This is a genomic window from Pseudoalteromonas sp. M8 (genome assembly GCF_018141365.1).
GTDB lineage: Bacteria > Pseudomonadota > Gammaproteobacteria > Enterobacterales > Alteromonadaceae > Pseudoalteromonas.
In genome coordinates, this window is sequence record NZ_CP047240.1 from 1,643,007 (window position 1) to 1,655,606 (window position 12,600).

General features: G+C 42.5%; 13 protein-coding genes. 10 read left to right on the top strand and 3 right to left on the bottom strand.

Translation table 11 applies throughout. From position 1 onward, the window contains the following. Positions 1–60: 60 nt before the first annotated feature. The gene (locus GSF13_RS12050; protein WP_174168569.1) at positions 61–621 is read right to left on the bottom strand and encodes a CoA pyrophosphatase; all 561 of its coding nucleotides are present in this window, start codon (positions 619–621) and stop codon (positions 61–63) included. Next, a complete protein-coding gene (gene pabB / locus GSF13_RS12055; RefSeq protein ID WP_211868506.1) occupies positions 611–1,960 on the bottom strand; it encodes an aminodeoxychorismate synthase component I in 1,350 nt (449 codons plus the stop codon). Before pabB ends, GSF13_RS12050 begins: the two co-directional genes overlap by 11 nt. Before the next feature lie 164 nt (positions 1,961–2,124). Here pabB and GSF13_RS12060 point away from each other — a divergent pair, with 164 nt between their 5' ends. The 10 genes from GSF13_RS12060 to GSF13_RS12105 all read left to right on the top strand — a co-directional run bounded on the left by GSF13_RS12060 (position 2,125) and on the right by GSF13_RS12105 (position 12,240). Continuing rightward, positions 2,125–3,651: a fumarate hydratase gene (locus tag GSF13_RS12060; RefSeq protein ID WP_010606398.1), complete on the top strand. Its 1,527-nt coding sequence runs from the start codon at positions 2,125–2,127 to the stop codon at positions 3,649–3,651. Between the two features lie 428 nt (positions 3,652–4,079). Further along, entirely contained in the window at positions 4,080–5,120 is a 1,041-nt protein-coding gene (locus GSF13_RS12065) for a Glu/Leu/Phe/Val dehydrogenase (RefSeq protein ID WP_010606399.1), read from the top strand. 49 nt (positions 5,121–5,169) lie between these two features. Further along, a complete protein-coding gene (locus GSF13_RS12070; RefSeq protein ID WP_174168571.1) occupies positions 5,170–5,814 on the top strand; it encodes a CatA-like O-acetyltransferase in 645 nt (214 codons plus the stop codon). 403 nt (positions 5,815–6,217) lie between these two features. After that, complete coding sequence (locus tag GSF13_RS12075) at positions 6,218–6,988, top strand: DUF3450 domain-containing protein (RefSeq protein ID WP_010606401.1); 771 nt, start codon at positions 6,218–6,220, stop codon at positions 6,986–6,988. Between the two features lie 6 nt (positions 6,989–6,994). Then, positions 6,995–8,356 (top strand): MotA/TolQ/ExbB proton channel family protein, encoded by a 1,362-nt coding sequence (locus tag GSF13_RS12080; protein ID WP_029215858.1) that lies wholly within the window; start codon positions 6,995–6,997, stop codon positions 8,354–8,356. Continuing rightward, a complete protein-coding gene (locus tag GSF13_RS12085) occupies positions 8,356–8,880 on the top strand; it encodes a MotA/TolQ/ExbB proton channel family protein (protein ID WP_010606403.1) in 525 nt (174 codons plus the stop codon). Before GSF13_RS12080 ends, GSF13_RS12085 begins: the two co-directional genes overlap by 1 nt. Positions 8,881–8,894: 14 nt before the next feature. After that, positions 8,895–9,299: a biopolymer transporter ExbD gene (locus GSF13_RS12090; protein WP_010606404.1), complete on the top strand. Its 405-nt coding sequence runs from the start codon at positions 8,895–8,897 to the stop codon at positions 9,297–9,299. Next, complete coding sequence (locus GSF13_RS12095; protein ID WP_010606405.1) at positions 9,299–9,913, top strand: TonB family protein; 615 nt, start codon at positions 9,299–9,301, stop codon at positions 9,911–9,913. The genes GSF13_RS12090 and GSF13_RS12095 overlap by 1 nt, the downstream gene beginning before the upstream one ends. A gap of 11 nt (positions 9,914–9,924) precedes the next feature. Further along, positions 9,925–11,184 (top strand): tetratricopeptide repeat protein, encoded by a 1,260-nt coding sequence (locus tag GSF13_RS12100; RefSeq protein ID WP_174168572.1) that lies wholly within the window; start codon positions 9,925–9,927, stop codon positions 11,182–11,184. 51 nt (positions 11,185–11,235) lie between these two features. Next, on the top strand, positions 11,236–12,240 hold the full coding sequence (locus GSF13_RS12105; protein ID WP_211868508.1) for a hypothetical protein: 1,005 nt from the start codon (positions 11,236–11,238) through the stop codon (positions 12,238–12,240). Here the strand turns inward: GSF13_RS12105 and GSF13_RS12110 are convergent. Next, positions 12,203–12,577 carry a TraR/DksA C4-type zinc finger protein gene (locus GSF13_RS12110; protein WP_010606408.1) on the bottom strand — a complete coding sequence of 125 codons (375 nt, stop codon included), beginning with the start codon at positions 12,575–12,577 and terminating at the stop codon, positions 12,203–12,205. The genes GSF13_RS12105 and GSF13_RS12110 overlap by 38 nt on opposite strands. Positions 12,578–12,600: the final 23 nt, after the last annotated feature.

The window sequence follows — 12,600 nt, forward strand, 5'->3', positions numbered from 1 at the left end:
GAAAGGTCTCTAATCTGCAAGGTGGAGGTGGATTTTAAAAAAGGTCTTACCAGTTAAGGGCTAAAATAGGGCGGTGAACTGTTTGACGATTTTTGCCGTTGCGCCCCACAGTAAGCCATGTGGTGTCATAAATCCGTCGAGTGAAACGGGTTTGCCTTTATTGGTAAAATGGAAGGTTCGCCAATTCTCGGCAGCGCTTAATTGATTTAATGGCACCGTAAAGGTGTGTTGCACTTCGTCGCTTTGATTCACCCAAGTCGCATCTTGTTGTACAGAAGCAACAACGGGGGTGATTTGGTAGCCGGTGAGCGTTTGCATAAACGGTAATATGCCCAGTACTTGAGACTCAGAGATTGTCAGACCTATCTCTTCTTCGGTCTCGCGCAGTGCTGTGTTGATGATATTACTATCTTGTTGTTCGACTTTGCCGCCAGGAAAGCAAATTTGACTCGGGTGGCTCGGTAATTCGCTGCTGCGTTTGCAAAACAACAGGTGGGCTCGAGCGTTTACATCAACAATAGGAATAAGCACCGCACTTTGCTTTAGAGTATGCAATGTGGTTGGTGTTTGCGTCATGATGGGCGCCAACATAAATTGCGATATTACCTGATCAATCTTCATTTAATACCGGGAGAATTTTATTCACTTTGTGGTAAGTCTCTTCAAACTCTAACTGTACTTGAGAGTCTTTGACTATGCCACCACCTGCCCAGCAATGTATCTTATTTTGATGACAAACTAGGGTTCTGATAGTGATAGAGGTATCCATGTTGCCACAGGCGCTGAGGTAACCAATTGAGCCGCAATAAACGCTGCGTCTGTGAGGCTCGAGCTCTTCGATGATCTCCATGGCGCGGATCTTAGGTGCACCTGTTATGGAGCCACCGGGGAAGGCGGCTTCGAGTTGATCAACAGCACATTTTCCTTCTGCCAGTTTGGACGTTACCGTACTGACTAGATGGTGAACAGCAGGGAAGCTCTCGATAGCGAAGAGTGATGGAACCGCGACAGAACCCGGCTTGGCCACTTTACCCAAGTCGTTACGTAGTAGGTCTACTATCATGACATTCTCGGCTCGGTCTTTGCTGCTGTTTCTCAGTTTTTCAGCTTGCGCTTTATCGGCGTCAGTATTTGGTAACCTTGGCAGGGTGCCTTTAATCGGTTTAGTTTCTACAATATTGTTTTTAACTTGGATGAAGCGCTCTGGTGACAAAGAAACAATAGCACTATTGCCTAAGTTAAAAAATGCTGAGAAAGGCGCTTGGTTGTGGTTTCGAAGCTTTTTATACGCGAGCCACGGAGTGCCTTCAAAGTTAGCAGTGAATCGCTGTGCTAGGTTTATTTGATAGCAGTCGCCACTTAACAAATAAGATTGAATGCGCTCAAAGTTTTGCTCGTATTGTGCTCTAGTCATGTTTGACTGCCATTGTGACGTCAGTCTAAATGGCTCGAACGCTGAGGCGTCTTTGAGCCGCTGCAAATACATTTCTAGCCTTTGTGTATCAGGTTGCGACACATAAAACCAAGTTTTGTGTACTTTGTCATAAATTAGCGCGTCTGGATACAAACCAACACAGGCGTCGGGTAGCTTAATATCATGTTCCGCACAATGTGGTATGTGTTCAACATAACGGCCGAGATCATAGCCAAAATAACCAAGCCAACCGCCGTTAAAAGGTAAATCATAAGGAGCACTGTAATTACTAAACTGGGCAAGCTTACCTTTCATCACAGTGAAAATAGAATTACTCTGCAGTTCGCCGTCTAAAAATACATTTCCGTCTTTAGCTTCAAGTAAATTAATTGGTGCAATCGCAATGATATCGTAGCGGCTATTGATGTGATCAGAATCGCTTGAATCTAACAGGATAGCCTGAGATTCGTTTGCAAAGTGTTCAAATAATTCTAGTGCATTGTGCCTAATGTCTAATTTTATACAGTTTATTTGCTCGTTTATCATTTACTTGACCTGCAAAGCTAGCCCCAAACGGGCGGGGAGGTTATCATAGTTACCTGCTATTCCATAGTTTAAGGTATTGAAATTGACTTTCTGACGCTGAATAACAACAATTGCCAGCGAAAGTTTCAATACCAAAAAATACCGTCGAAAATTGAGGAACCGTCATGAGTACAATCCGTCAGCAAGACTTTATTGATAGCATTGAAGATGCGCTTCAATATATCTCATTTTACCACCCACTTGATTTTGTCCAAGCATTAGAAAAAGCCTACGAAAAAGAAGAAAGTAAGGCCGCGAAAGATGCAATTGCACAGATCTTAATTAACTCACGCATGTCAGCAGAAGGTAAGCGTCCGCTGTGTCAAGACACTGGGATAGTAACCTGTTTTGTTAAAGTCGGTATGGACGTTAAGTGGGATAAAACTGACTTGACGGTACAACAAATGGTAGATGAGGGAACTCGTCGTGCCTATATGAACCCAGATAATCCGCTACGTGCATCAATCGTTGCCGATCCAGCAGGTAGCCGTAAAAACACCAAAGACAATACGCCTTCGGTAGTACACATTGACTTAGTACCTGGTGCTGAAGTTGAAGTGATGATTGCAGCGAAGGGGGGCGGCTCTGAAAACAAAACTAAAATGGTGATGCTAAATCCATCAGATGATGTTGCAGAGTGGGTAGAAAAAACATTACCGACAATGGGAGCTGGTTGGTGTCCTCCGGGCATGCTAGGTATAGGTATCGGTGGTACAGCAGAGAAAGCGGCTGTACTGGCAAAAGAATCCTTAATGGATCCGGTTGATATCCATGAGCTGATGGAACGCGGTGCCGAAACTGCAGAAGAAAAACTGCGTCTAGAAATTTTTGAACGTGCAAATAAGCTAGGCATTGGCGCACAAGGCCTTGGTGGTTTAACAACCGTTGTTGACGTTAAAATCAAAACAGCACCAACACACGCAGCGTCTAAGCCAGTGGTAATGATCCCTAACTGTGCCGCTACACGCCACGTACATTTCACACTAGATGGTTCAGGTCCTGCAGATCTAAAAGCACCAAAGCTCGAAGATTGGCCAGAAGTGACTTGGGAAGTAGGTGAAGATACGCGTCGTGTCAATTTAGATACTTTGACCAAAGCAGATATTCAGGAATGGAAAATGGGTGAAACTGTCCTGCTTTCTGGCAAGATCTTAACTGGTCGAGATGCAGCGCATAAACGTCTGCAAGAAATGATGAATTCTGGTCAAGGCTTGCCAGAAGGTGTCGATTTCACTAATAAGTTCATCTATTACGTGGGTCCTGTGGATGCTGTTGGCGATGAAGTCGTGGGACCTGCAGGTCCTACCACATCTACACGTATGGATAAGTTTACTGATCTAATGTTAGAGAAAACGGGTCTTATCGGCATGATCGGTAAAGCCGAGCGCGGTCCAGCAACTGTCGAGTCAATCAAACAGAATAAAGCCGTATACCTTATGGCTGTAGGTGGCGCAGCGTACTTAGTGGCTAAGGCAATTAAGAAATCTCGTGTTGTGGCGTTTGAAGACTTAGGTATGGAAGCTATTTATGAATTTGAAGTAGAAGACATGCCGGTGACGGTTGCCGTCGATAGCAATGGTGAGAATGCGCATACCCAAGGCCCTGCAATTTGGAAAGCACGAATTGAAGAGTTAGATAGCAAACTTAGTTGATCAGTTTTGCGTTAGTGGAGAGCATATAGTTACTTTCCACTTAAATATTTGTCTTCGGTGTTAAAGTGACGATCCGAAGCATTATTGAGGAGGCTAGCAGCCTCCTTTTTTGTACTGATATGTTTACAATGCTTATTGGCCTTCCGTTTACGTAAACAGTAACTTCAGAAAAGCTCAATAAGTTAAATTAAAATTCCTTTAAGGCTTTTACTTTTGGTTTGTTTTTCCTTTCTTTTCTTTTCTTTTGAATTAAATATTTGTATTTGCTTTAAATTGGGTTTATATCATCTCAATTTGTGGAATGGTGCTAGAGTTAGTGATAGAGTCTTGCCAATTTCAGCGCTATTTGCCCTTAGTGTGGTATTGAACGCAAAGTCACACCTAAGAGCTTACCCGTATGGGATAGATAATTTTTGGAGAAGAAGAAAGTGGCTGTATTTAACCAAGTTGAATTTGATAACCATGAACAAGTCGTATTCTGTTCAGACGAAGCATCAGGCCTTAAAGCTATTATCGCGGTACATAACACTAAGCTAGGTCCAGCTGTAGGTGGCTGTCGTCTATGGAATTATGCCTCTGATGAAGACGCTGTATATGATGTACTGCGTCTGTCTAAAGGGATGACATATAAGAATGCGGTTGCACGTTTACCATTTGGTGGTGGCAAATCTGTCATTATTGGCGATGCTAAGACTATCAAGTCAGAAGCGCTATTCAGAGCATTTGGTAAACACCTAGACCGTCTAGGTGGCAGTTACTATTCAGCTGAAGATGTAAACATCACAACCGGTGATGTAATGGTAATGCATAAAGAAACTAACTACGTAATGGGCCTCGAAGGTAAAAGCGGTAACCCTTCTCCATTTACTGCGTTAGGCACATTCCTTGGAATTAAAGCAGCTTACCAACACAAGTATGGTCACCAAGACTTGGCTGGTATCAAAGTTGCCGTGCAGGGCCTGGGTGCAGTTGCTTACACTTTATGTAAGCACCTCCATGAAGCGGGTGCAGAGCTATTTGTTACTGATATCAACGAAGAGTCAGTACAAAGAGTGGTCAATGATTTCAATGCTACTGCTGTTGGTATTGATGAAATCTATGATCTAGATGTTGATGTATATGCGCCGTGTGCACTAGGTGCTACGGTAAATGACGATACTATTCCTCGTATCAAAGCCACAATTATTGCAGGATGTGCAAACAACCAGCTTGCAGAGTCTCGTCATGGTGAGATCATTCGTGAAAAAGGTGTTCTTTATGCGCCAGATTACGTGATCAACGCTGGTGGAATCATCAATGTTTACTATGAAACAAAACCTGAAGGTTATGATGAGGCTGCAGCGACTAAACACGTAGAAGGCATCTACGACACGCTAACTGAAATCTTTAAGCGTTCTGAAGATGAGAAAGTTTCAACGCATATTATTGCTGATAAATTAGCTCAAGAGATTATTGAAAACGGTCTATAATGAAAACGCCGTTTAATTACCAGAGAGGGGCATGAGCCCCTTTTTTTGTATGAAAAAGAAACTATCTCTTGATACTTGGCCTCGCCAAGAACATTTTTCCTTCTTCAATGATTTTACCCAGCCATATTTTACAGTCACCGTCAGCTTACAAATGGAAAGAGTTTATGAAATGAGTAAGCGTAATACAGTGCCGTTTTCTCTTAGCTGCCTGTATGCACTGCAGTTGGCTTTGCAAAGCTATGCGCCCATTCGTTACCGAATCGAAGCGGGGACAGTAGTCGAATATGATGTGGTAGAAATTAGCAGTGTTTTTCTGCGGGAGGATGAAACCTTCAGATTTGTAAGGCTTGCCCCTGAAACCGATTTCAAGCGCTTTATTAGTGCCAATTTGCATAGTAAAACTGAGCAATTAAATGGGCCGCTTGTCAGCGAGCAATTTTTAACGGAAAGTCAGGTGCCAAATTGCGTTCATGTATCTATACTTCCATGGCTATCTTTTTCCAGTTTTGGTCATGCAAGGCACAGTAGAGATGACTTCGGTATCCCAAAATTTGTGTTCGGAAAATACAATAAAGCAGATGGTACGATGCCATTTTGTATCGAAGTCCACCACGCCTTAATGGATGGTCTACACGTCGCTGAATTCGTTCAAATTCTACAGGAAAAAATAGATCAAGCGATTTGGGACAGATAAACAAATTTTGCGTTAGTTCGCAGAAGATGAAATAATTTGCGTTCTGTGCAATGAGTAATTTTGACTATGCTACTGTTTTTATAGATTATTCATAAGTTCTATTTGGAATATCTATTCAATTTATTGGAATAAATCCGATGTAAAATATTGTAAACAGCGTATGCAAAAGGTTGGTTTTGCGAGGGTTGTGTATATTTTGCTGTGTTTTTGATGTTAATTTTTTGTTTTGTATATAATTATTACTTATTTATAGACAAAAAATGTTTTCACAGTGAAGTTGACACATCGTGTTGCATTTAGCATTATTGGACAGTTGATATCTGTCAAATGATATCAGGGTTGCTCTTACGTTGGTGAGAGCGCGAAAATTATAAAAGTAACATTACTTAATTGGTTGGGAACTATGTCTGTTAAAATCAGAAAGAGCCTTGTAGCTACGGCGCTTTTAGGCGCGACAGCTTTTGCAAGCAGCAATGTGATTGCAGATCCTTTGAATGACATACAAAAAGTAGGTCAACAAACTCAAACGGCTGCTAAAAAGTCTCAAGAAAAGATTGATAACCTTTACGGTCAGTCTCAAGAAATGATCGCGGAATACCGTGGTCTAGTTGAAGAAGCAGAACTGCTTAAAGTGTATAACGATCACGTTGCACGTCTTGTAGCGGATCAAAATGCAAGTATTGAGTCTCTTGAGCGTCAAATTGGTACTATTGACAAGACAAAACAGGACGTTGTGCCTTTGATGTATCGCATGATCGATACGCTTGAGCAATTCATCAAAGCGGACGTTCCGTTTAATCAAGAAACACGTCTAGATCGCGTTGAGAAACTTCGCAGCATCATGACTAACTCATCTGTAACTACTTCCGAGAAGTTCCGTCAAGTGCTTGAAGCTTACACGATTGAAACTGACTACAGTGCAACAATGATTGCGAGCCAAGGTTCTCTTGAACAAAACGGCAAAAACATCAATGTTGACTTCGCACGCCTTGGCCGTATCGCATACGTAGCTCAGTCGTTCGACCAAAAACATGCTTGGGTTTGGAACAACAACACTAAGCAGTGGGATCAACTTGGCGAAGAATATCTTAAGCCAGTTAAGAGCATGATCCGTATTGCACGTAAGCAAGCGGCTCCTGAACTTGTAAACCTACCTATCTTTGGCGCGGAGTAATTAATGATGAAGAAACTATTTAAAGGTTTTGCAGTTGCTGCAGCGTTAACAGTTTCTGCTGGTGCCGCGCTAAATGCACACGCAAACACTGAAGCCTTAGACAAAATCCTAGAACAGGTTAAACAAAACCGTATCTCTGAAGGCAAAATCAACAAACAACGTGAGCAAGAGTTTTTAAACGACCGTGCTGACAAACAAGCATTGTTGAACAAAGCGAAGCGTGAATTGGCTGCTGAGAAAGCACGTGGTGAGCGTTTAAATGAACAATTCAAGCAAAATGAAATCACACTTGCTGAAAAAGAAGTTGAGCTTGAAAATGCCAAAGGTACACTCGGTGAAATGTTCGGTGTTGTACGTCGTTCAGCTGCTGATGCCATCGGTTCAATCGAAGCTTCACTTGTAAGTGCTGAAAAGCCAGGACGTGCTGAAGTTCTTCGTTCACTAGCTGAAGCGAAAGAGCTGCCAACTACTCGTGAACTTGAAGACCTTTGGATTGCTTTCCAAACTGAAATGACTGAATCAGCTAAAGTAACTAAGTTTGAAGCTGAAGTTGCTGAGCTAAACGGTGACGTAAACGTTAAAGAAGTAACACGTGTTGGTAACTTCAACCTAGTCACTAAAGACGGCTACGTTATTTACGATCCTGAGAACAAGCAAATTGTTCCTCTTGGTAAGCAGCCAAGCGGTGAACTAGGTGGTGTTGAGCGTCTAATCGGTGCATCTGCTGATAAGTTTGTTATGTTTGCGGTTGACCCAACTCGTGGTTCATTATTACGACTTAATACTCAACGTGCAACGATGGAAGAGCGCTGGCACCAAGGTGACACGGTTGGTTACATCATTACAGCACTACTTATCTTAGGTGCATTGATTGCAATCGTTCGTATGCTAGACCTATTCATTGTTAGTGGTAAAATCAAAGCGCAAATCAAAAATGCAAATAACCCTAACACTAACAACCCACTTGGTCGTATCTTGAAAGTTTATCACGACAACAAAGACCAAGACGTTGAAAACCTAGAGCTTAAGCTTGATGAAGCTATCCTACGTGAAACTCCGCGTATCGAGATGGGCGTAAACATCATCAAGATCCTAGCGGCCATCGCGCCACTACTAGGTCTATTAGGTACGGTTGTTGGTATGATCATGACATTCGAATCAATCACACTACATGGTACTGGTGATCCGAAGATCATGGCAGGTAACATCTCTCTAGCGCTAGTAACAACGGCACTAGGTCTTATTGCAGCTCTACCTCTGATTCTACTTCATGCTGTTGTACATGGTCGTAGTAAAGCGGTTCTACACATCCTAGATGAGCAAAGCGCAGGTATTGTTGCTACTCACGCGGAGAAGGAGAAAGCCTAATGTTAGTCCTGATGGAGATATGGGAATCTATCAGGGATTTTGTTGCTACAGGCGGCGATGTATTGTACGTGGTCGCAATGGCACTCTTTCTAATGTGGGTTTTAATGATTGAGCGCTATTGGTTCCTACTCGGCGAATTTCCTAAAATGCATAAGGAAATCGTCGCTAAGTGGGACGCCCGGCAAGATACTACGTCTTGGTACGCACACAGAATCCGCGATGCTTGGATTTCTGAAGTGTCTGAAAAATTAGATGAGCGCATGTTGATTATCAAAACATTGGTTGCAATGTGTCCATTAATCGGTCTTTTAGGTACAGTGACAGGTATGATCACCGTATTTGAAACAATGGCTACTCAAGGTACGGGTAACGCGCGATTAATGGCTTCAGGCATTTCAATGGCTACGGTACCAACAATGGCTGGAATGGTTGCGGCACTATCAGGTGTTTTCTTTAGCACGCGTCTAGAAGCACGTGCGAAAATGGCTAAAGAGAAGCTAGTTGATAGCTTGCCTCATCACTAGAGAGAGATTGAACTATGGCACGTAAACAACGTTTTCGTGAAGAGGAAGATGCAGCAGTAGATATGACGCCGATGCTAGACATCGTATTCATTATGCTTATCTTCTTCATCGTAACCACTTCTTTTGTTAAAGAAGCTGGTATTGAGGTTAACAAGCCAAAAGCGGCACAAGCACAAAAAACCAAAAACGCGAACATCTTTATCGCAATCCGTGAAAACGGTGAGATTTGGATGGATAAGCGCCAGGTTGATGTTGAGCGTGTAAGTGCAAACCTTGAAAGTCTAATGGCTGAACAGCCTACTGACGTGATTATTATTCAAGCCGACAAAGGTGCGAAACACGGCGTAGTTGTTAAGGTTATGGACCAAATTAAAGCGACTGGCGACAACTTGAAGATTTCAATAGCTGGAGATCAGTAATGATTCGACTTCTGTTTTCACTTCTAGCAGGTGGGGCAGTAACTCTCGGCTTGTTCTTTTTCATGTCATATCTTATCTCCGGAGGAGCAGATAGGGCAGACGTACAAAAGGAACAAATCGTAGTCGAGATTATGTCGAATCCGCCTGAATCAAAGGTGCAGCAGCGGAAGCGCGTCCCGCCTCCGCCGCCGCCACCGCCAAAGCAGCCGCCTAAACCGCAGCCGCCTCAGCCTGACACGGCTGATCCGACCGCAGGAAATATCGGCTTTAATATGCCTAGTATTGATCTAGGTGGAACCGCAGGTGGTTTATCTGGACCTGGTGAGTTTGGTCGTGACGGTGATGCAACACCAATCGTTCGAATCGAGCCAAAATATCCACCTCAAGCTGCTCGTGATGGCAAAGAAGGTTGGGTACGTTTATCATTCACAATCAATGAGCTTGGTGGAGTTGACGATATTGAAGTTATCGACGCTGAACCGAAGCGCATCTTTGACCGTGAAGCAAAACGTGCGCTACGCAAGTGGAAATACCGTCCTAAGGTTGTTGACGGTAAGCCACAAAAGCAACCTGGCATCACAGTTCAGCTTGACTTTAAGTTAAACCAAGATTAAGGAGGCAGGACATGAAAAGTTTACCTAAATTTACAGCTCTTGCTCTCTTGATAGCGTTAACTGGTGGTATTTACTCAAGCTCAGTTTCTGCAGCGCCTAACTATGAAGAAATAGAGAAGCGCAAAGCGGCAAAAACTAAGATCATGGGTGAGCGTGTAGGTAAAAAAGTTGCTAAAGCGTTCGAACTCTATAATGAAGAAAAGGTCGATGAAGCAATTGCAATGCTTCGCGAACTTGATCCTTCAGATGATTTCGATAAAGCGACAGTCAACCGTTACCTCGGCCAGCTTTATGCTCAAAAGGAAAACTACGCCGAAGCGATTAAATACTCACGTCTAGCCATTGCGCCTGACGCGCTTAACTTCAAAGAGCAAGGCGATTTGATGAAGCTGTTAGGTGACCTTTTGCTTGGTACTGAAAAGTACGCAGAAGGCATTAAGGCTTATGAAGCGTGGATGGACTTTACTGGTGAAAATGACGCCAAAGTATATGGTCGTATCGCTCAAGCTTATTATGAGTTAAAGCAATATACGAATGTTATTGCTCCAGCTGATAAAGCGATTGCGGGTGTAGAAGAGCCTAATAAGCAATACTACCTGATGAAAGTTGCGGCGTACTTTGAATTAAAACAGTTCAAAAAGGCTGTAGAGGTTGGTGAAGAGTTAGTACGTGTTTTCCCTGAAGACCCGAAAGCTTGGACACAACTGGGTGGTTTTTATTTGCAAACCGAAGATTACAGCAAAGGTATGACTGTAATGAAGGTGGCGTATAAAAAAGGTTATTTTGAAAAAGAGAATGATTATAAGATTCTTGGAAGCTTATACTCTTTAACAGAAGATCCTTGGCGTGCAGCTCAAACGTTCGAAAAAGCGATCAAAGATGGTAAAATTGAACGAACAAAGCAGAACGTAACAGCGCTTGCAAGTTACTATCACCAAGCTAAACATATCAGCGATGCTGCTAAATATTACGAAGAAGCTGCGAAGTTTGACAATGACGCAGAACTTTATGGTAAAGCAGGTAGTCTTTTACTTCAGGATCAGCAGTTTAGTGCAGCTATTGTGAGACTAAACAAGGCGTTAGAGCTCGGTACTGAGAAAAAAGGCAATACCTATACAGACTTGGCTGAAGCTTATTTCTATCAGGATAAGTTTAAGCAAGCTTACTCTGCAATTTTGAAAGCGCAGGAAGATCCTCGCACTAGCAAATTTGCTAAAAGTTGGTCTGGTTTTATCAAAGATAAAGCACAGCGTAGAGGCGTAAGTCTCTAGTAAAAAAGCCCCGAAAGGGGCTTTTTTGATTCTAAATTTTAATGTGGAACTATGAAAAAGCATTTACTGATCTGTTTTACTTTGGCTACGCTTATATTCCTTTTTGGCTGTACTGAACAGAAGCAAACTGTAAGTTACCAAGAGCTCAGAACTTCACTACTTTCTCTTAATAATGGTTTAAGCAAGCCCTCGGACGATGAAATTAGTGTATTACCGTTCACAGAAGGTTACTTACAACTAAGGCATGCCTTATTATCTAGTGAGTTGAATGAACCAGATGTTATGGCTCATAAAGAGTTAGATTATTTAAGAATTCAGGAAAGATATCCTGAACGCTACTTGCCTTGGCCTGCTTACATATCAGTGCTGGAAAATGTTAAAAATAAAGTAAGTAGAAATGAACTTGGAAAGTGGCTTGCGTTTGTAGAAGTAAAACTAAAAGAGGCCGATGAAAGTAATATTCGCTTGAACCGGTTAGAGCGAGATACTTTAATGCTCCAACTTGAAAGTTCGGATATTGACGTACCATCACGTTCGGCCTTGTTAGCTTATCTGAGTAATTATAAACCAAGAGCTATGCTTGGACTCCATCAACTACCCAACGGAAAAGAATGGTATCAATCAAAGCTCAATTTTTATGGGGCTATTCAAGATTCACCTACTAAAGTTTTGGTGACGTTATCAAAGTTTGATGATCAAAATAGCAAAGCGAATGTGCTCAAGGTAATGCCTGATACTCAACAACCTTATATTCTGGAATTATTGCCGGCTAACTGCCAAAGAATTGCAGGGCTCAACTGGCGAGATGGGTTTATTAATGTGCCTTCGACCGTAGCAAAATGTACAAAGGCAATAGAGCAACATAAAGCGCTAATCGTGACTTTGATGGCGGTGGATTTGGGAATTCATTATCAAGGGTGGTCACAAAAGCAAGCATTTGTTGCGCTGAACTCAAAACTAGCGCTGAATGAACAACAAGCACAACAATTGATTGCTAATCTTGTCTATTTCCCAGCGACTATTTTTGCTGCATATCCCCACTTTTTAAAGCCTTAGTCTTACAACTGCGACAGCGTTGGGTTGCTGGATCGTGTTCTAGCAACTCAAGTTCTATTGTCTGCTCGCAATCACAGCAATACCCGAACTGACCGATTTCCATTTGGCATAATGCCGCTTCGACTTTCATCAATCTATCATAGAGTGGAAATTGCTCAGGATTTATCTTCTCCATCACAATATCAAGCCACTTATTAGGTGGGTTAAGCTCTAAGGTATTGGCAAGATTATGAGTAAACTCATTGGGTGAAGCTTTTAACTCTCCCAAGAAGTCGCTTCTAAGTGTGGCAAGTTCTGCTTGTAAGCTTTGTTCGTAGTGTTGTGTGTTTTCATTCATGGGCGCTCTCCTATCCGACACCC

Excerpts from the sequence above, each read along its gene's own strand:
- GSF13_RS12110 (WP_010606408.1), bottom strand. The coding sequence starts at position 12,577 with ATGAATGAAAACACACAACACTACGAACAAAGCTTACAAGCAGAACTT.
- GSF13_RS12105 (WP_211868508.1), top strand. The coding sequence starts at position 11,236 with ATGAAAAAGCATTTACTGATCTGTTTTACTTTGGCTACGCTTATATTC.
- GSF13_RS12085 (WP_010606403.1), top strand. The coding sequence starts at position 8,356 with ATGTTAGTCCTGATGGAGATATGGGAATCTATCAGGGATTTTGTTGCT.
- GSF13_RS12100 (WP_174168572.1), top strand. The coding sequence starts at position 9,925 with ATGAAAAGTTTACCTAAATTTACAGCTCTTGCTCTCTTGATAGCGTTA.
- GSF13_RS12095 (WP_010606405.1), top strand. The coding sequence starts at position 9,299 with ATGATTCGACTTCTGTTTTCACTTCTAGCAGGTGGGGCAGTAACTCTC.
- GSF13_RS12060 (WP_010606398.1), top strand. The coding sequence starts at position 2,125 with ATGAGTACAATCCGTCAGCAAGACTTTATTGATAGCATTGAAGATGCG.
- GSF13_RS12090 (WP_010606404.1), top strand. The coding sequence starts at position 8,895 with ATGGCACGTAAACAACGTTTTCGTGAAGAGGAAGATGCAGCAGTAGAT.
- pabB (WP_211868506.1), bottom strand. The coding sequence starts at position 1,960 with ATGATAAACGAGCAAATAAACTGTATAAAATTAGACATTAGGCACAAT.
- GSF13_RS12070 (WP_174168571.1), top strand. The coding sequence starts at position 5,170 with ATGAAAAAGAAACTATCTCTTGATACTTGGCCTCGCCAAGAACATTTT.
- GSF13_RS12080 (WP_029215858.1), top strand. The coding sequence starts at position 6,995 with ATGAAGAAACTATTTAAAGGTTTTGCAGTTGCTGCAGCGTTAACAGTT.
- GSF13_RS12075 (WP_010606401.1), top strand. The coding sequence starts at position 6,218 with ATGTCTGTTAAAATCAGAAAGAGCCTTGTAGCTACGGCGCTTTTAGGC.
- GSF13_RS12050 (WP_174168569.1), bottom strand. The coding sequence starts at position 621 with ATGAAGATTGATCAGGTAATATCGCAATTTATGTTGGCGCCCATCATG.